This is a genomic window from Actinopolyspora biskrensis (assembly GCF_013408175.1).
Lineage (GTDB): Bacteria > Actinomycetota > Actinomycetes > Mycobacteriales > Pseudonocardiaceae > Actinopolyspora > Actinopolyspora biskrensis.
The window spans coordinates 570,984-588,274 of sequence record NZ_JACBYW010000001.1 but is presented as its reverse complement, the minus strand read 5'-3'; the positions used below and the strand labels follow the sequence as shown (position 1 = coordinate 588,274).

Sequence of the window (17,291 nt, the reverse complement as noted above, 5' to 3'; positions counted from 1 at the left end):
AGATCCGCCCGACCCGAGCGGCCATTTACTGCTTGATCAGGTAGGCGAGATTGAGGTTCTCGCCTTGCGGTACACCGATGTTGAGACTCAAGGGGACCTTCTTCCACCCCTGTGCCGGCGATTTCGATGACTCGATCACGTCGAGGTTGGTGATTGGCTTGTCCCCCTCCGTCGCTCTCGCGGTGGTGGCGAGGTACAGGGGAACCGAGCAGTTCTTCGCCCCTTGGTTGAGGTCCTGGTCCAGCACGCTGTAGCAGTCCGGTGTCTCCATCCACGCCAAGTGGAAAACGAGATTGACCAGTGCCGACCCCTTGCCAGACTTCGAGAATCCCAGGTACAAGGCCGTACCCTGGTTGTTGATGTTTCGATTGATCTTCTGATATCCGGACACGGCTTTGAGATCGGTGAAGATCGCTATGTCGGTGATTCCCTCGCCGGCCAGCCCCTCTTCTCCTGGCTCCGTCCTGTTCTTCACTGACTCGGTCATCCTTCCCTCCTCGGATGTCAGGTGTTGCTGAGCGATTCGGTCCGACCGCACGCCGCCGTCAAGCGGATGCGATGGCGAGCGGGATGTGGAGAGTTCCCAGGTCCGGCCGCGTGGGCGCGTTGACGGCGACGACGAAGGGGCCGCTCCTCGAGCCCGCCCGCAACGGAGAGGCCTTGGCGATGCCGTCCTTGTCCGTCGTCGTGTTGTAGACGGTGCCACCCGCCAAGAATGCCGATCCGCTGCTGCCCTGGACTTTGAAGGTGATGCCCAGATCCCTGATCGGGTGCCCGTCCTTGCGCACTTGTACGTCGAGCGCGTGGGGGAAGTTCATGTTCGGTTTGGCCGTTTGACGCATAGCCGCACGATTCACCAGGCTGATAGTCCTGCTCGGCAGAACGGACGCGAGAACGACATTGTGGTGATCGTCGGCACTGATGGCGACGACTTCGGCTGCTGCGAGCCGGTCCGGTACGGTGGCTTTCCGTTCGTCGCCGTCTTCTCCCCAGGCGTCGAGGGTGCCGTCCTGCTTGATCACCAGGTTGTGCCTGAGCCCGGCACTGATCGCCTTCACCTTGGTGTTCTTGAGCCGCTCCGGTACGACGGCTTGCTTGTAGTTGTTATGTCCCCAGGCGTCGAGGGTGCCGTCCTGCTTGATCACCAGGTTGTGGCTGCCACCGGCGCTGACCGCGGTAACCTTGGTGTTCTTCAGGCGGTCAGGCACTGTGGCCTGCCCCCAGCGGTTGTTGCCCCAGGCGTCGAGGGTGCCGTCCTGCTTGATCACCACATTGTGCTCGTGCCCGAGTGTCATTACGCGCGCGGCGCTGACGGCTGCGACTTTGGTGCTCTTGAGCCGATCCGGCACACTACGGGCCCCGCCAGAGCCCCAGGCTTCAAGAGTGCCGTCCTGCTTGATCGCCACATTGTGGGAATAGCCAGCGCTGACCGCGACGAACTTGGTGTCCTTGAGCCAGTGGGGCACCTCGGCCTGACCGTAATCGTTCACGCGTCCCCAAGCATATAGGGTACTATCCCGCTTGATCACAATATTGTGCATCAGACCAGCGCTGATAGCGACGATCGCGGTGTTCTTGAGCGGATCCGGCACCGTCGCTTGGCGGAACACGTTGTTTCCCCAGGCGTCGAGGGTACCGTCCTTCTTAATCACCAGACTGTGATGACGGCCGGCGCAGCCAGCGATAATCCCGGTGTTCTGCAATCGATCCGGCACGACAGATTCACCACTGTGGTTGCTACCCCAGGAATCCAGAAACCCCGCGCCGACGGTAGCGGCGGTCAGCCCACCTTCCACTCCGCCCCGAAGTTCGTCCACTGTGCTCGAAAGATCAATCGTACCCATGTGCTACCTCCATGGCGACACTCCGCGAACCACATCCACAGTGCGGTTGCCCCATCCGAAGGCCATACGCTCTCGCGCGGCGCGAAATCCCATCGGATGACGGACGCTCACCGCAGGTTGTCCCGCGAGAGGGAAGAGCCGAATTCGCGGTCACAATCAAGGGGTTGCCTTGCACGCTCAATCGCCTGACCAGCACGGTCGGGCTGTCCCGGCCTGGTCACGTGTTCGTCTCAGACAGACGTGATGGTGAACGGGATCTCCAGCACTCCCAGCTCCCGTCGAGTGGGAGCGTTGGCTACGACGCTGAAGGAACCGCTGCCCGATCCCGCCCGGAGTGGCGAAGCCCGGGCGATGCCATCCGTGTCCGTCGTCGCGCCGTATACCCTGCCCCCTGCCAGGAACGTCGACCCGCTGCTTCCCAGGACGGTGAAGGTGATCCCCAGCCCACGGATCGGCTTACCGTCTTCGCTTCGCACCCGCGCGTGAAGCGCATGCGGGGCGTTCGTGTTCGGTCTGACGACCTGCCCCTTTGCCGCGGGATTGACCAGACTGATGGCCTTGCTCGGCAGAACCGCCGCGAGGACGAGGTTGTGGGAGTACATGGTGCTGACAGCGGCGATCTTGGTGTTTTTGAACCTGGGCGGTATCGTGACTTTGCCGCAGGCGTCACCACCCCATGCGTCGAGCGTGCCATCTCGCTTGAGCACCACACTATGGTCATAGCCGGCGCTGATGGCGACGACTATCGCACTCTTGAGTCGATCCGGCACCGCGTCCTGACCTTCGATGCCCCAAACGTCGAGGGTGCCGTCCTGCTTGATCACGAGGCTGTGGTCGTGACCGGCGCTGATGGCGGCGATTTTGACGTCCTTGAGCCGGTCCGGCACCGTGGCCTTGTTCTTGTGGTTAGACCCCCAGGCGTCGAGGGTGCCGTCCTGCTTGATCACGAGATTGTGGTTGTAGCCGGCGCTGACAGCCGCCACCTTGGTGTTTTGCAGTCGGCTCGGCACAGCGGCCTGATCGAATTTCTCGGGGCCCCAGGCATCGAGGATGAAGTTGTCCTTGACCACCACACTGTGCCAGGCCCCACCGCTGATCGCTACGGCCTTCGTGCCCGTGAGCCGATCCGGGATCCCGCCCTGATCATCATCGTTGCAACCCCAGGCGTCGAGGGTGTCGTCCTGCTTGATCACGAGATTGTGGTCGTACCCGGTGGCTATGGTGGTGATCTCGGCTTCCTTGAGTCGGTCCGGCACCGTGGCCTGCCCCCACTTGTTGTGCCCCCAGGCGTCGAGGGTGCCGTCCGCCTTGAGGACGAGGTTGTGCCCAGACCCCGCGCTGATAGCGGTGACCATGGTGTTCTTCAGCCGATCCGGCACCCGCCCCTCGCCGTCGTCGTCGCAACCCCAGGCATCGAGGAATCCCCTGTCGATGGGAACAGCGACTGCTTCGCTTCCCGCTCCGCTTCGTTCTCCCTCTGCTGTGCTGACGTAGTCGACCACACCCATGCTTCCCCCCACTAACGACATCACATGGCCCACTCCACCGCAGGAACCAAACACGAATTCTCGTTCAGGCAACTGTGAAACTACTCGTATTCGTACGAATACCCTGTGTCCTCCGCCCCCACTATTCGTGTTCCCTTGAACCTTCCGCGCAAAACTCCTACTGATTTCCGATGTTCGGGTGGCATACCCCAGTGAACCTCACCACCTGTCGCACGCGGATTGTGTCGATGTGGCCGGAGGTTGCCCATCGAGAGAAGTGAATCCCTCACAGAACCCTTCGTGATCCACGGTCGACAGCCCGACCGGCACGGCGGACCTCGCGACTCCCATCCGCGCATCCGCGCACGATCTTCGCAGCGAAGGAGCGGGCGTTGGAACCGGCAAACCAACCGGAGCAGCACTCCACCGGTCCCCACTGGACGCCCCCAGAGGCCGCCGAGCCGGCCACCAACGTCGTATCGACCGGTTCCGCGGCGCCTCAACACCACCGTGCGAGACCCCGTAGCTGACCACCCCTCACACGAGCACGAGGCAGCTCCGCAAAGCCAACCGAGACAACGCAGCGACGCCAGAATGAGCCCCTGGCTGGGCACGACACAAATGGTCCCGCCTATGACCAGTGATTTCCGATCGGCAGGCTCGTTATCGACGGCAGCTTCGTCGTTCCCAGGACAGTAATAGGGCACTGATGAGCGCGTCACTAAAGCCGTGCTGCAACCGGTCACCGCGATGACGAAAGCGTCTCGCACTGGTGTTCCTGCTCGAACTCGGCACCGTTCAGGACTCGGAGCCGCGGCGGACAGCACATCTAGTCCGCCGGGGCCAGTGGGTGTTCCTCACTCGTCAAGGCAGCCAGGGCTGCGGCGATTTCGGGCAGCCCCGCGCGGACGTAGGTCGCCGTCACCCCGCTTTCGCCCGCACTGTCGGTGTGGCCGGCGTAGGCCCGGGCCACCGCGTAGCCGAAGTGACGCTCCACCCACGTCAACGTGGTGTGCCGCAACCAATGCGTGCTGACCTGCTGGGTAGCCACCCACGACAGATGCCGACCCAGCCGGTGCCACAAGTGGTCATACCGGCGATGCGTCAACGGTGACCGATTCCGGTAGCGCAACACCCTCCCGTCACCGGAGGCATGCGCACCCCGCTGATCAGCGTGCTCGCGCAGATACCGCATCAACGTCGGCGAAACCGGCTGCCACCGCACCGCATCATTCTTCTCCCGCAACAGGATCAGGCACTGGTCCGTATCCAGATCCCGGACCGTCAGCGCGAGGGCCCCGCCCCGGCGGCAGGCGGTCTCGGTGTGCAACCGCACCAACAACGCATCCAACGCCGGATCATTGCCCGTCGCAGCGGCCACCCGGTTCACCTCCGCCACCGGCTGCTCACCCAACCCCCGACGCGTACTCGGCAACCGACGCGGCATCGCCACCCGCCGGGCCGGATCCTGCGACTCCGACACAATCCCGTCAGCCACCGCGTGCCGATACACACACCGCAACGCCGCGATGCAGTGCTCCACCGCGCTTCTGCCGCCCCGCGCGTTGCGCCGCAGCACCCGCTGGGCCCGCACCCGCTCGGCCAGGTGCTTGACCTCCGACGCGGTGGGCTCATCCAACCGCCGAGAACCCCAGAATTCCAGCACACGCTTCCAGTACGAGCCATACACCCGCCTGGTACCCGCCGACACCGCCTGCTCCACCACCGGCACGTACTCGGCAAACGTCGGCACCACACAAGACTCCACCGCAGACCCGACCAGATCCTCCGGCGCCACCCCCATCCGCGCCAACACCAACCGAGCCGCCTCCACGTCGGCACCACTCGGCGCACCAGGTTGATCATTCTGAGCGTTCACTCGGCCTCACCCCACACGCGCTCGTGCACCGACGAGAGCACCCCGTCGAGGGCAGTCAGGGAATACACCGTCAACCGTCCCCGCGCGGGCTCGGCCACCAACAGCACACGATCACCCGCACCCAACGCGCACCACCGGCGCACCGGCGCGGGCAACGGCACGTGACAACGGCGGGACAGCCGAAACACCCCACCACCATCGGCCTCGATCAACACGACGCCCTCGACCACCCGGATCGCCAACCGTTGCCCCGGCCGCCACCCCAGCGCCGCAATCACCGCCGACTCGGCCAACCGCCCACGATCGTCCAGCGCCACGATCCGATAGCACCGCGAACCGCGCACACGCAGGGCAGGCAGCACCGCCAACGGCATCGCCCGCACAGCCCGCGCCGAACCCGACCCACCACCGATATCCGCACGATCACCGGCCCCGGACGGGGCCAGGCCGGGAACCACCGACTCAGACACACGCCTCACCCCCGGGACACCAGCACCGGGAGCAGGACACGACACAACGGCCGACGCGACACCACGCGCCAGCCACCGAAAAAGGAAGAAAAAGATTCACATACTGTGGGAGGGATCCCACACCACGGTGTCGGAGGGGCGAACTGCGCACTAACCACCCGGATCACATTGCCGGACCCCTCATAGCGGCGCGGCCAGGCGGCCGTCGATGTTGGAGGCTGCGCTCTCCACTCGATCCCTACTAGGGGCGAAAAGAGTGGTATCGCGCAGAACGTGAACGACTGGCCGCCCGTACGAGATCAGAAAAGATGCGGAGCCGTCCGGCGCGCCGCCGGAAGCGATCGAGCTGGTGACGACTGGCGCGGACGCGGAAGAGCACGGGCGAGTCCTCTTCGCCCATCACTCTGCCGCTCGTCCCAAACTGCTCACCGGGGCTGGAGCAGAACAGCGCTTCAGATCCGTTCCCAAATCCATATCAGCACCAGGAAAGAGACCTGGGCTCAGGTGTCCTGCGCGGGGGTGCCGACCACCTGGTCGAGCCGATCGACCAGGTCACTCCTCCCGGCCTCGGTAGCCAACGCGCGCAGCCTGCTTTCGTCGAGGCCGGGAAACTCCAGCTGATCCCCGGTCATGCGCAACTCGTCCGCACGGTCCTGCGGTTTGTAGCGGAACCGGTCCAACTGGGATTCGACACGCTTCAGCAAGGCACGTCGCCGCACATCGTGGTCCTGGCACCACATCCGGACCACGACGGTGCGGAGGTCGACGAACGAGCCCACGTCCCTAATGCTTCGCGATCCAACCGGTTCGAAGTCCTCGGGTGCGAAGTTGACCTGCCACGACCCGTCCGGGTGCTGGAAGGGGCTCCGTCCGGAAGGGGCGTTCTTGTCCAGCCACTTCTGGACGCTGTACTTCTGCTCCGCGACCGATGGCGTTTCGTTCTGCAGGGCGCGGGCGATCTCCGGCTGCTGGGTACACAGCTCGCTGAGCCCCTCGTCGAACTCACCGACGTTAGCTTCGTCGTAGGCGAGGTAGCGGAGGTGCCCGCCGCGCGCGATCGCGCGCACGAGGTAGAGCGGGAGGAACACGTATTCCGGTTGGATCTCCCGCGGGTTCTCCACGGTGAGAGGGAGGTTGAACTTCCCGCGCTCAGGGTGCTTCTCCAAAGCGGCAAGTGCATCCTTCCGGAACGGTCGTGTCGACAGCAGCTGGGAGAATCTCTCTTCTTTGGCCCGGGTTTCCGCCTCCACCGGAGTCAAGAAGGCGCTAGAATCCTCGTAGTGGCGCCGGTGCAGCGGTTGCGACTGGAAGCCTTCGAAGTAGATCTTGCGCCGCTCCTCGCGGCGGATCTCGTAACGGGTGCCGTCGCTCAGCGACTCGTGGGCGAGCGGAGTGAGCACGAGCTCGTCGTCGTGCGGACGCAGGTGTCCGATACGGCGCAGCACCCGGAGTGCCCGGTCGACGAGAACAGCGTCCAGCCCCAGGAAATCGGCGAGGTCTGTAATCGTCGTGATCCCGCCCTCGGCGATGGACCGCTCGAGGAACTTGTCGATGAGCCCGTAGGGACGCCCCACCCTGGTGGTGGCCCGGACTTCGACCTCGTGCACCGGGAACAAAACGGGGAACACGCGGGTGGGGTGGAGCCCCTTCCGGTACGCTGCGTCCTCCAGTGCGCGCCGCTTCGCGGCGAAGCTCTTCTGCTGCGAACGTTCTTGTGTCGTCATGATCCCAGTGCTGTGAGTCGGGCGACGAGGTCGTGGTGGTTGATCATTTCCCCGTCGGTGCGCAGCGTGCCGTGCAGTGTCTCCATCATGGTGCGGAATTCGGGATCTGCGGCGGTGAGCAGCGTCTTCATGTCACCGACGAGGACGAGCCGCTGCTTGGCCCGGGTGAACGCGACGTTCGGTCGCCGCAGGTCGTCGAGAAATCCGATGTGGCCGCCCGAATTGCTGCGCGTGAAGCCGTAGAGCACCACATCGCGCTCGCCGCCCTGGAACGAGTCGACCGTGCCCATGTTGGCGTCCACGTGCTCCTGGCTCGGAGCCCAGGTTCCGGCCATGTGCTTGAGGTGTTCGAGCTGTGCTCGGTACGGCACGATCAGCGCCCACTCCGCCCCGCTGGCCGCGTAGTGCTCGGCGAGCCGGTTGAGCACCTGCGCCTCCGCGTTGTTGACGTACCCCTTGTGCCGGCCGGGTGCCAGCCGTTCGTGGCGCTCCTGATCGGACAGCCCCGCAGTGTCCACGAACACCAGCGGTTTGCTAAAGAGCGCGTCGCCCTGCCGCGGTTCCACAGCGGATTGCAGGGTTCCGCCGTAGAAGTGCTGGGAGACGAACCGCGCGACCTCCTCTGGCATCCGGCGCTGCGTCCGCAGCTGCACCACGTGGCTCGCGGGCACTGAGTTGACGAGAGCTTCCAGCAGGCTCTTCCGAGACAGCTCCAGGAGCGCTGCGGAATCCCCGCGCTGTTCGATCGCTTCCTCCACTTCGTGCTCGCTCACCGGAGGCAGCTGTTTCTCGTCGCCGATCAGAACCGCGCGGTGTCCCCGGATCAACGGAATCAGGGCATCCGAGGTCCGCACCTGCCCAGCCTCGTCCATGATCACTAGGTCGAACTCCTCCGCGGAGATGTCCTCGTAGTTGGCCGCGCCGATGCAGGTCGTGCCGATGACGTCGGCGTAGCGGATCAGCTCGGGGCGCAGCTGTTGGGACTGGCAGTTGGTGATCGCCGTGTACCAGTCGTCTATCAACTGGGCGCGGGCCTGCAGGAGACCGACGCGCTCGTGCACGGTCGCGTACAGCTCTTCGACTCGCCGGAACGTTGTCGTGTCGTCCTCGACACCGGACACCCCCGGCAGCGGTTGCACGTTGAGGAGCGCGTGGCGCAGCTCTGCCAACGCATGGAGGGCGTCGGCCCGCTTCCGGGAATTGTTCTCCGTCGCCTCTTCGAACTTCCGCTGCGCTGCCTGCACCTCCGGTACGTCCCGGAGCACCGCTTCGAGTTCTTCCTGAGTGCGCCTGAGGTTTTCGCGGATCTCGCCCAACCGTCGGGATTCGGCAACGAGCCGCTCCTGCCACTTCACGATCCGGCGGTCGCGCAGACGACCGATCATGTGAGACCACCAACCAGTTCCGGACCTGTTGCTATCGGCACGCTGGACGAGCCGATCCAACCGGTGCTGCATTCGGGTAGTCCGCTGCTGCTGGCGGTGAGCTCGCCGGGAAAGTCGCCGTGCGCGGACATGCGCAGCTCCACCGACCGCGCGGCGGCACTGCTCCAGTTCGGTCCCGCACGATTCCAGCTCGGTCCAGGACGATCGCCAGTCGCTGATCCGCTCGCCCAATTCGTGGTGCCAGGCGAGCGCGGCCGGAAGCCCTTCGTACCTCTCGTGTCGCATGCTGCTGCTCCTTTCGAGCTCGCAGCGCAGATCGTTCGCGAACTCGTCGAGCAACAGGGGGCGGACATCAGGATCCACGTTCAACTCGTTACCGAGACGGATCGCGATCACGTCCTTCGGTCTACGCTTCAGAACGTTGTCCACAGCCTTGTTGGAGTACGAGGTCATCAGGATCTTCCCTCGCTCGGAGTGCTTGAGGGCGCTGGCGATCTCCGTGATGACGCGCGTCTTGCCGGTGCCCGGCGGCCCGAGAACGATCAGGAGGTCCTCAACACCCAGCGCACCGCGGAAGGCGCGCGCCTGCGACGGGTCGAGTTGGGGGGAGGGCTGCGCACCGACCTCGCGCACCGGCGACATCCGCTGCTCGACGAGCACCCTCAGCAACGAGCGGTGCACCGTCTGCCGTGAGCGCAGCGCTTCCACGGCCTCACGGCGCTTGGCGTGCACGACGTCGACACGACTCGGCACCAGCTCGCCTCGGCCGGGCAGGCGGTCCCAGTCCAACGGCCCGTCAAACCGCACGACCGCCGTACCACCGGTCACCCGCAACACCTGCCCCCGCCGATCGTCGACCCCGCTGATCTGCAGGTGCGCGTTCCGTTCCGGCGCACGCCCGACGATGTCGAAGGCGTAGGTGCTCGTCGCGGTGGAGCCGTGATCGCCTACCGGACGCACGCTGCAGTAGGCGAATCCGGAGCGGTGCGAGGCGTTCCGCTCCGAGGTGTCGCGGTCGACCTCGTTGAAGGCTGCGATCCTGTCCAGGTACCGCACGTGCTGCGAATCCAGGCGTGCGACGTTCTCCTGGTCCGCCAAGTCCTGCTGGAGCCGCTGCCACTTCTTGCACAGCGCACCCCAAGACTTGGCGGCGTCCTTCGGAACCTCCCGCGGATGCGCCTCGGCACGCCACCGGGAGTGCACCAGCAGGCAGGTCCGGGCGAGGTTCGAATGATCCCCGAGCTTGAACGGCTCGACCCGGTTGAGCCAGAAGAAGTCCTCGTCGTTGCTCGGGCCGAGCTTCACGACATAGCCGTAGGTGTGGAGGATGAGACCGCCCTTGCCCCATCCCTCCAGCACGATCGCGGGAACGCCGTCTGGCCGGCCGGACAGATCCTCGACGATCTGCTCAGGGCCCGTCGGCAGCCCGGGAACTTCCTGTCTGCGCTTCTTCAGTTCTTCATCCAGCTTCTTTCCAGGGACCAGGTGGATCGGCCCGTGGATTCGAACTTCTCGCAGCATGTGGCTCACTTCCGGAACGCGGCGGCCAGGTCGGTGACCGTCGGACGTCGGAAAGGGTCGGGGTCGAGGGCGGCATCGATCGACGCGCGCGCGGTCTCCGGCACGAGCGGGCAGGCCTGCCGCACCGGCACGGGTCTCTCGTCACCGGGCCGGTGACCGCTGATCTGGTGGTAGGCGACGGCGGCCAGCTGGAAGGCATCGGTCCAGGGGCCGATCTGGCAGCGTCCACGATGGGTCTGCTCCGAGGCGCGATAGGTGGCGCGTTCGCCCGGAACGGCCGGCCGAGCCGCCGCGCCGAGATCGCGCAGCGCGAGGTTCTCCTCGTCGATCCGGACGATGCCGCGCGGGGCCAGTTCGCGGTGGCTGCGCCCACGGTCGTGCAACGACTCCAGCGGGGCGGCGAGTCCGGCCAGGGCCTCCAGCGTCCGGCGCACCACAATCGGGTCGAGCTCGGCGGGATGCGGAACGTAGTCAGCGAGGGTCTCGAAGTGCTCGGGAGGTGCGTCCCGCCGCGGCCAGGCCAGCACGAGGGTCCGCGTGCGGCCCTCGTCGAGGAGGGCGAGCGGGCGTGGCACGGTCTCCTGCTCCTGCCCGATTTCCGCGAGCAGATCGTGTTCTCCCGCCAGCGTTGCGAAGGACTCTCCGGTGCACCGGGACTTCCGCTCGACCTGCCGCAGCCAGACCCGTTCGTTCGGCTCACCGATCAGCAGTGCCGGCGCCTGGCGGAAGACCTCGGGGCCGCCTTCGCCGCTGGGGGTCTCGACTCCGTCGTGCACCAGGTAGGTCCGGCCTCCGAGCACGACCGTCGCTCCTGGGCGGAGGAGCACCTCCGCAGACGGATCCGCAGGCGTGCTGCCAGCTGGACGCGGCTCCGCGGCGACCGGGTGAGGCGGTCCCAGCGGTGGTTTGGCATGCAAGGGGCGGTCGTACAACGCGTGCAGGAGCTTCTGGACGTCGTCGTCGTCCGTCTCGATCTCGTCGATCTCGTAGCAGTCCGCAGAGTACGAGAACAGCATTCGCGGGATGTCCGCAGGGGTCGCCCCGGGCAGGACGACCGGCAGCATCTGCCTGAGCGCCCCGGGGAGGTCCTCGGCGAGGTTGTTCCGGGCAAGCGAGGCACCGATAGTCCTGCGGGACTCTCCCTGATGCAGGGTGTCCATCAGGCGCTTCATCTCCGGCGACGCCACCACCAGGACGAAGTCCGCTTCCGCGAATCGTTGGAGCTCGGCGACGACCTGGTCGGTCCGCTGCGGCGGGCTCCATTCCTCCAGTTCAGCAGCAATTCCTGCACGCATACGCAACATCGTCGCGAATTGGTGCACCGTGTCGAAGTGCTCGGCCGTGTCGTTCGCGTGGAAGACGTACACCTGCGGGCTTCGCGTGGTTTCCCCCGGATTCAACACGAACGAACGCCCTCCGTTCCCATGATCGGCTCCAGCGAAGAACGTGCCACACCTGTTCCAGGCGTCGTGGACTCAAAGACGAGTTGTCCAAGATTTGTCCAGCAGGGGCACATGGATGTCCACCGGAGCGTGCTCTCATGGACCTCGCGAAAGATCTCCGGCTAGTGATATGAAGAGGTAGAAGTGCAGCTACCGACCGTATTCATCTCCTACATCCATGACAACGATGAGCACCGCGACCAAGTGCGGAAGTTCGCGCGGTTGCTGGGTGACAGGAGGATCCACTCGGAGAACGACTTCTGGCTCGACCCGGTCCGGCGAGATTTGGGGAAATGGGCCGAGCGCTGCATCAAGAACACCGACTACACCCTGGTGATAGCTTCGCCGCGCTACCGGCTCGTCGGCAACGGGGAGGTGAGTGACGACGAGAACGAAGGCGGGCAGTGGGAAGTCTCCATCCTCCGAGACATGCTCCAGCGTGCCAGGAGCAAGTGGACCAAGCGCATCCTCCCGGTCGTACTGCCCGGGCGAACGAAGGCGGAGATCCCCGACTTCCTCCAGCCGTGGGGTGTAACCCATTACCCGGTACCGACACTCGACGATGAGGGCATCGAGGAGCTGTATCGCACCTTGACCTTGCAGCCGGAACACGTCCGACCGGAGCTCGGCCCGCCACTCGAGTTGCCCCCGAAATCAGGTCCCGGCTCTCCCGGATGGGCATCCGGGAACCGGCCATAGCGCGCTACTCCTCCCACCGAACGCCGTAGGCGAACCCCGGATCGAGATCCCGGAAGTGCGCGTGGACCTCGCCCGCGGAATCCGGTTCGAGCGATACGCCGGTCATCTGCCGAGACCGCACCTCGTTCTGGACGATCTTCTCCAGCAGTTCGACCGCCCGCGGAATCCGTGTCCCGAACCGCACGGTGAGGGCCATCTCCGTGCACACGTCCTTCGGCACGCACACGCAGTGCGGCAGCACCTCGGCCACGCGGAACCGCAGCGCGATCTCGTGCTTCTGCCCACGCCGCAGCGGTACAGGCGGCCGCACCATGATCCCGCTCCGCCCGCACAGCAACGTGCCGCCGGCGAACACGTCGACCGAGATGTCGTTCTGAACCTGATCCGCCGCAGTCAGCGTGTCCGCGAGGTCGAGCTCGTCAAGCGGATCGGCGTCGGCCACCACGCGGTGAAGCACGAACGTTTCCGGTTTCGGTTGGTCGAGAGCTAGAAGGACCCGCACATGTTCGGTGTGCCACGAACCCGTCGGCACCGCTGCCGCCGTCTCGGTTCCGCTGAGCAGCGAAGCGAGCTCTGCGAAGCCTTCGTCTACGCGGCGCCGAGCGGTGCGGGAGTCGCGTTCGAGCTCCCGCGCGAGCCACTCCTGCCGTTCCTGCAGGAACCGCGATTCAGGCCCCTCGAGTCCCAAGGCCGTCAGCACGGCCAACCGCTGTTGACTCCCCAACGCACCGGCCCGCCGGCTCAAAACCTCGGTGACCTTCCGCACCGCGCTCACCGGCGTGTCATCGGTGCTCACCCCGCAGGCGGTGCGCAGGGCATCACCGACCTGGTCGGACCGCGCCAAGCACAACCCGCGGTTCCTGCGAAGCCGCTTCAGGTCCGCTTCGCAGTCCTCGACTCCGGTGGCCACTACCCCTCCAGATGATCATGAACCGGTTCAATGTTGCCAAATCCGGTTTCAGCCGTCCAACTTGTCGCGGTGGAGGAATACCCGCTGAGCAGGAGGCGGAAGGTGCCTTGTCGCCGGCCCTCCGGCGAACTCAGGCAGAGCACATCGGAATGACGGTGGCATTCCGGATTCGGTCTGGAACATCGGGTGCGGCCCACTTCGGTGCGTGATTCGTCCTCTTCCTGGCTGCAATCCACACTCGGACGGGGCCTCGCACGAGTGGCACCGGAGGAGAACTCACGGCTGGAAAGGAGCCCGAGCACGACTGAACTTGATCTCTGCCTGATGGCTGATGTTCGCGAACAGTTGGCACGTGGCGGTTCGCGTTTCCCGGGGTTCTGAGGACCGGGACACGCACGGCGTTGCTCCCCATCACTACGCGCCGAGTTGGTCCGGAATCAGGGCGGTGTGCCGGGTGGATCTTCTGCGCTGGCGGCCGCGGGACGAGGCTCGAGCGAGGGCACCGGGAGAGATCGTCGGCAAACGGTACCGCAGGCCCGGTACGTGTGCTGCCATGTTCGTAGTGCGTTGCTGTTCGAGGAGGGGAGCACATGCCGGACCGAGATAGTGGTGAGCAGCAGGTGGACGGCGAGGTTTCGCTGAACGAGTTGTCAGGGCAGGCGCATTCCGTGGTGCAGGCGGGCACCATCCTCGGTGGTGTGCAGGTGCAGGCTCCACCCCGCAGCGCACAGGTTCCCCGGCAGTTGCCCGCGGTGCCACGCGGGTTCGTCGGGAGACCGCAGCAGCTCGCTGCCCTGGATGCTGGAGCAGCGGGGCAAGGTGATGAGTCGGTGCAAGGGCCGGCGATCACCCTGGTCTGCGGCACGGCGGGGGTGGGCAAGACCGGATTGGTGCTGCATTGGGCCCATCGGGTGAGTTCGACCTTTCCCGACGGGCAGCTCTACGTAGACCTGCGTGGTTACGGGCCGCACGCTCCGCTGGAGCCCGGTGACGTGCTGGCGGGGTTTCTTCGCGCTCTTGGTGTTGTGGATGCCGAGCTCCCCGAGAACGTGGACGAGCGCGCCGGCCTGTACCGGACGCTGCTGAGCGAGCGGCGAGTTCTCGTCGTACTGGACAACGCTTGCACTGACAGTCAGATACGTCCGCTGCTGCCCCCTTCCCCGTCGTGCCGAGTAGTGGTCACGAGTCGCCGAGTTCTCGCCGGGTTGATCGCCGGCGAGGGGGCCGATGTCGTTCGTGTCGATCCGTTCGACGAGTCGGATGCGTTGAGCCTGCTGCGTAAGCTCCTCGGTGACCGGGTGGACCGGGACATCGACGCGGCAACCGCGCTGGCGCGGTACTCCGCCGGCCTCCCGCTGGCGCTGCGCGTCGCCGGTGAGGTCGTCTTGTCCCACCCGTCGACATCGTTGGCGGACCTCGTCGCCGATCTCGCCGATCGTCGAAGCCGGCTGGATGTTCTCACCGCAGAGCAGGACTCCTCGACCACTGCCCGCACCGTGTTCTCGTGGTCGTACGACCAGCTCGACGAGCAAGCCGCACGAGCATTCCGGATGATGGGTACTCACCCTGGCCATGACCTTGACACCCATGCCTTCGCAGCGCTCATGGGAACCTCCCCTCGCTCGGCGAGCCGTCTCGCGGACACGTTGGTGCGCGCCCACCTGGTTGTTGAAGTCGGGACGGGGCGTTTCGACATGCACGATCTGCTGCGGGCTTACGCGGCAGAGCTCGCCGAGGAACATGGCAGCAGCGCGGAGCGCTCCGAAGCGCTGCACCGGTTGTTCACCTACTACCTGCATGCAGCGGACAAGGCTGACAGGATCATCACGCCACACCGCTACCGGATTCCGCTCGATGGCGAACCACCGTCGCTGCCAGAACTTGCGAGTCATGCTTCGGCGCTGTCGTGGTTGGATTCCGAACGGCACAACGTGCGGGCGATGTTCCAAATGGCGGGGCCCGATGTGGAACCGAACTTGTGGCAGCTCGCCTACACCCTGCGCGGGTACTACTTCCTCACCAAGCAGTGGAAGGATTGGGAGCAGACCCACGAAGTCGCCTTGGACAGCACCCGTCGAGACGGGAACCAGTACGCTGAGGCACAAACTCGCAACAACCTCGGGCTGGCTCTGCTGGAGCAGGGGCGTTGGGATCGCGCGGCTGAGCACTACGAGAAGGCCCGGGAGCTGTTCGAGGTGGTCGGGGACGTCCACGGGGTGAGCAATGCGCTGGCCAACCGGGCCACAGTGCTGCACTACCAGGGCCACCACGAGTCAGCGCTGCGGGAGAACGAACGTGCACTGAGCTCCTACGAACGAACAGGGTCGACCCGCAATACCGCGATCACGCTGCGCAGCATGGCGCTGGTCGAGGTCGATCTCGGGCGCTTCGGCCAGGCCGTCGTGCACCTCCAGCGTGCCTTGGAGAAGTTCCGTGAACTCGAACTGCACCTGGACGCAACCATGGCTCTCAACGGCCTCGGAGAGGTGCACCACGCAGCGGGCAGGCCCGCCGAGGCACAGCATGCTCACGAAGAGGCGCTCGCGCACAGCGTGGAGTGCGGCAGCCAGTTCGAACGAGCTCGCGCTCGCCATGGTCTCGGCCGCGTGGCGAGGATTCGAGGACGAACTGATGAGGCGATGGTGCAGTGGGAGCTGGCTCTGCAGGACTACACGGTGCTGGAAGCGCCGGAAGCGCGCCGGCTCGAGCGTGAGGTGGAGCAGATGCGTTCTGAACGGATCATACCGTGGCAGCGACAAAGCACTCAGCCTGATCAATCACGCCGGGATCGCACAGTGTAGGCCCGATCTCCGAGAACCCCGGTTGGGATTCCCGGGGCGGGCGCGGGAAATGCCTTTGCTTGTGAGCGCAGTGACAGCTCTGGGCTGCGTTGTCGACCGACTTCCCGTCCTGCAAAACCGCGTACGATCGTTTTGCCCCCGGCAGTAACGCAGGGGTGTCAGCGGTGCACCAGGCCTCACGAGACCGGATTCGCGTCCAGGAAGAACGAGCCGCGCACCCGACGACTGACCGTCGACCCCAATCGGCACGAACCGCGGAGACCGTGGACCGCTTTCGGGCCGACGGCGGCCCCACGAGACGTTGCCGAGCTGAACCACCTCCGAACTGGGCCTCACCGTCGCGATCGTGGCCAAACAAACCGGGTACACCCGATCCACTGCCCTCCCCACCTTGCCGACGACTCGGGAGAACGCGCCTGCCCGTGTGGCAATGTCCGCCCAGCCGCTGCTCGAGGCCGGTGCCAGCAGCAGCGTGCAAGTATCCGCCCCTGCCCAGCCCTGATTCCGGAGGACCGCACATGAACGCCTACCAGTACGTTGATCCAGGTCCGACACCACCGGCCTCGTCCGCTGCGACGACGAAGGTGATGCGCAGGATGCGACGCCGCGACACCGGCCCGGAGCTGCGGCTGCGCAAGACGCTGCACCGCCGGGGACTCCGGTACCTGGTCGACGTGGCGATCCCCGGTGGGAACAGGCGCAGACGAGTCGACGTCCTGCTACGCGGACCACGGATAGCCGTCCTCGTGGACGGGTGCTTCTGGCACTCGTACCCGGAGCACGGCCTCCTCCCGAAGAGCAACCGCGATTGGTGGCGGCGCAAGCTGGAAGGCGTGGTGCGACGCGACCAGGACACGGACGCCGAGATCACCGCCACAGGGTGGCTCGTCGTCCGCGTGTGGGAGCACGACGACCCCGAAACCGCCGCAGGGCGGATCGAACGACTGGTCAACGAGCGAAAACGGGGCACGCATTCTTGATGTTGCACCAGAAGAAAACTTGGAACAAGTCCCGGTTCCCCAGATCCGTGCTCGATCCCCGCCGACAACGGGTCGACTCCAAGGCGCCCCGATCGGCACCCGTTCTCGCCTCGAACACTCACACGAGTTCGGGGCAAACCGCAGGGACT

Annotated in this window: 12 protein-coding genes; 3 read left to right on the top strand and 9 right to left on the bottom strand. The window is 65.5% G+C overall.

The window, feature by feature from the left end; translation table 11 throughout:
- Positions 1 to 25: 25 nt before the first annotated feature.
- The 8 genes from FHR84_RS02675 to FHR84_RS02640 all read right to left on the bottom strand — a co-directional run bounded on the left by FHR84_RS02675 (position 26) and on the right by FHR84_RS02640 (position 11,713).
- Entirely contained in the window at positions 26 to 487 is a 462-nt protein-coding gene (locus FHR84_RS02675) for a hypothetical protein (RefSeq protein ID WP_179533802.1), read from the bottom strand.
- Between the two features lie 58 nt (positions 488 to 545).
- Positions 546 to 1,844, bottom strand: a complete 1,299-nt coding sequence (locus FHR84_RS02670) for an RCC1 domain-containing protein (protein ID WP_179533801.1) — start codon at positions 1,842 to 1,844, stop codon at positions 546 to 548.
- 230 nt (positions 1,845 to 2,074) lie between these two features.
- A complete protein-coding gene (locus FHR84_RS02665; RefSeq protein ID WP_179533800.1) occupies positions 2,075 to 3,346 on the bottom strand; it encodes an RCC1 domain-containing protein in 1,272 nt (423 codons plus the stop codon).
- An 814-nt stretch (positions 3,347 to 4,160) separates the two neighbouring features.
- Positions 4,161 to 5,135, bottom strand: coding sequence for a tyrosine-type recombinase/integrase (locus FHR84_RS02660; RefSeq protein ID WP_246300192.1), 975 nt, complete (start codon positions 5,133 to 5,135; stop codon positions 4,161 to 4,163).
- A gap of 71 nt (positions 5,136 to 5,206) precedes the next feature.
- Positions 5,207 to 5,680, bottom strand: a complete 474-nt coding sequence (locus FHR84_RS02655) for a hypothetical protein (protein WP_179533798.1) — start codon at positions 5,678 to 5,680, stop codon at positions 5,207 to 5,209.
- 500 nt (positions 5,681 to 6,180) lie between these two features.
- Positions 6,181 to 7,404: a hypothetical protein gene (locus FHR84_RS02650; RefSeq protein WP_179533797.1), complete on the bottom strand. Its 1,224-nt coding sequence runs from the start codon at positions 7,402 to 7,404 to the stop codon at positions 6,181 to 6,183.
- On the bottom strand, positions 7,401 to 10,310 hold the full coding sequence (locus FHR84_RS02645; RefSeq protein ID WP_179533796.1) for a DEAD/DEAH box helicase: 2,910 nt from the start codon (positions 10,308 to 10,310) through the stop codon (positions 7,401 to 7,403). Before FHR84_RS02645 ends, FHR84_RS02650 begins: the two co-directional genes overlap by 4 nt.
- A 5-nt stretch (positions 10,311 to 10,315) precedes the next feature.
- On the bottom strand, positions 10,316 to 11,713 hold the full coding sequence (locus FHR84_RS02640) for an SEFIR domain-containing protein (RefSeq protein WP_179533795.1): 1,398 nt from the start codon (positions 11,711 to 11,713) through the stop codon (positions 10,316 to 10,318).
- Positions 11,714 to 11,896: 183 nt separating this feature from the next.
- Between FHR84_RS02640 and FHR84_RS02635 the strand changes: the two genes are divergently transcribed.
- Positions 11,897 to 12,451 (top strand): SEFIR domain-containing protein, encoded by a 555-nt coding sequence (locus FHR84_RS02635; RefSeq protein WP_179533794.1) that lies wholly within the window; start codon positions 11,897 to 11,899, stop codon positions 12,449 to 12,451.
- Positions 12,452 to 12,455: 4 nt separating this feature from the next.
- Here FHR84_RS02635 and FHR84_RS02630 read toward each other — a convergent pair whose 3' ends face one another.
- Positions 12,456 to 13,361, bottom strand: a complete 906-nt coding sequence (locus FHR84_RS02630; protein ID WP_179533793.1) for a hypothetical protein — start codon at positions 13,359 to 13,361, stop codon at positions 12,456 to 12,458.
- A gap of 590 nt (positions 13,362 to 13,951) precedes the next feature.
- Between FHR84_RS02630 and FHR84_RS02625 the strand changes: the two genes are divergently transcribed.
- A complete protein-coding gene (locus FHR84_RS02625; protein WP_179533792.1) occupies positions 13,952 to 16,162 on the top strand; it encodes an ATP-binding protein in 2,211 nt (736 codons plus the stop codon).
- Positions 16,163 to 16,680: 518 nt separating this feature from the next.
- Positions 16,681 to 17,142: a very short patch repair endonuclease gene (locus FHR84_RS02620; protein ID WP_218861878.1), complete on the top strand. Its 462-nt coding sequence runs from the start codon at positions 16,681 to 16,683 to the stop codon at positions 17,140 to 17,142.
- The last annotated feature ends 149 nt before the right edge of the window (positions 17,143 to 17,291 follow it).

What these genes read in the sequence shown, in the direction of transcription:
- FHR84_RS02645 (WP_179533796.1), bottom strand. Translation starts at nt 10,310, where the DNA reads ATGCTGCGAGAAGTTCGAATCCACGGGCCGATCCACCTGGTCCCTGGA.
- FHR84_RS02660 (WP_246300192.1), bottom strand. Translation starts at nt 5,135, where the DNA reads ATGGGGGTGGCGCCGGAGGATCTGGTCGGGTCTGCGGTGGAGTCTTGT.
- FHR84_RS02625 (WP_179533792.1), top strand. Translation starts at nt 13,952, where the DNA reads ATGCCGGACCGAGATAGTGGTGAGCAGCAGGTGGACGGCGAGGTTTCG.
- FHR84_RS02650 (WP_179533797.1), bottom strand. Translation starts at nt 7,404, where the DNA reads ATGACGACACAAGAACGTTCGCAGCAGAAGAGCTTCGCCGCGAAGCGG.
- FHR84_RS02620 (WP_218861878.1), top strand. Translation starts at nt 16,681, where the DNA reads ATGAACGCCTACCAGTACGTTGATCCAGGTCCGACACCACCGGCCTCG.
- FHR84_RS02675 (WP_179533802.1), bottom strand. Translation starts at nt 487, where the DNA reads ATGACCGAGTCAGTGAAGAACAGGACGGAGCCAGGAGAAGAGGGGCTG.
- FHR84_RS02670 (WP_179533801.1), bottom strand. Translation starts at nt 1,844, where the DNA reads ATGGGTACGATTGATCTTTCGAGCACAGTGGACGAACTTCGGGGCGGA.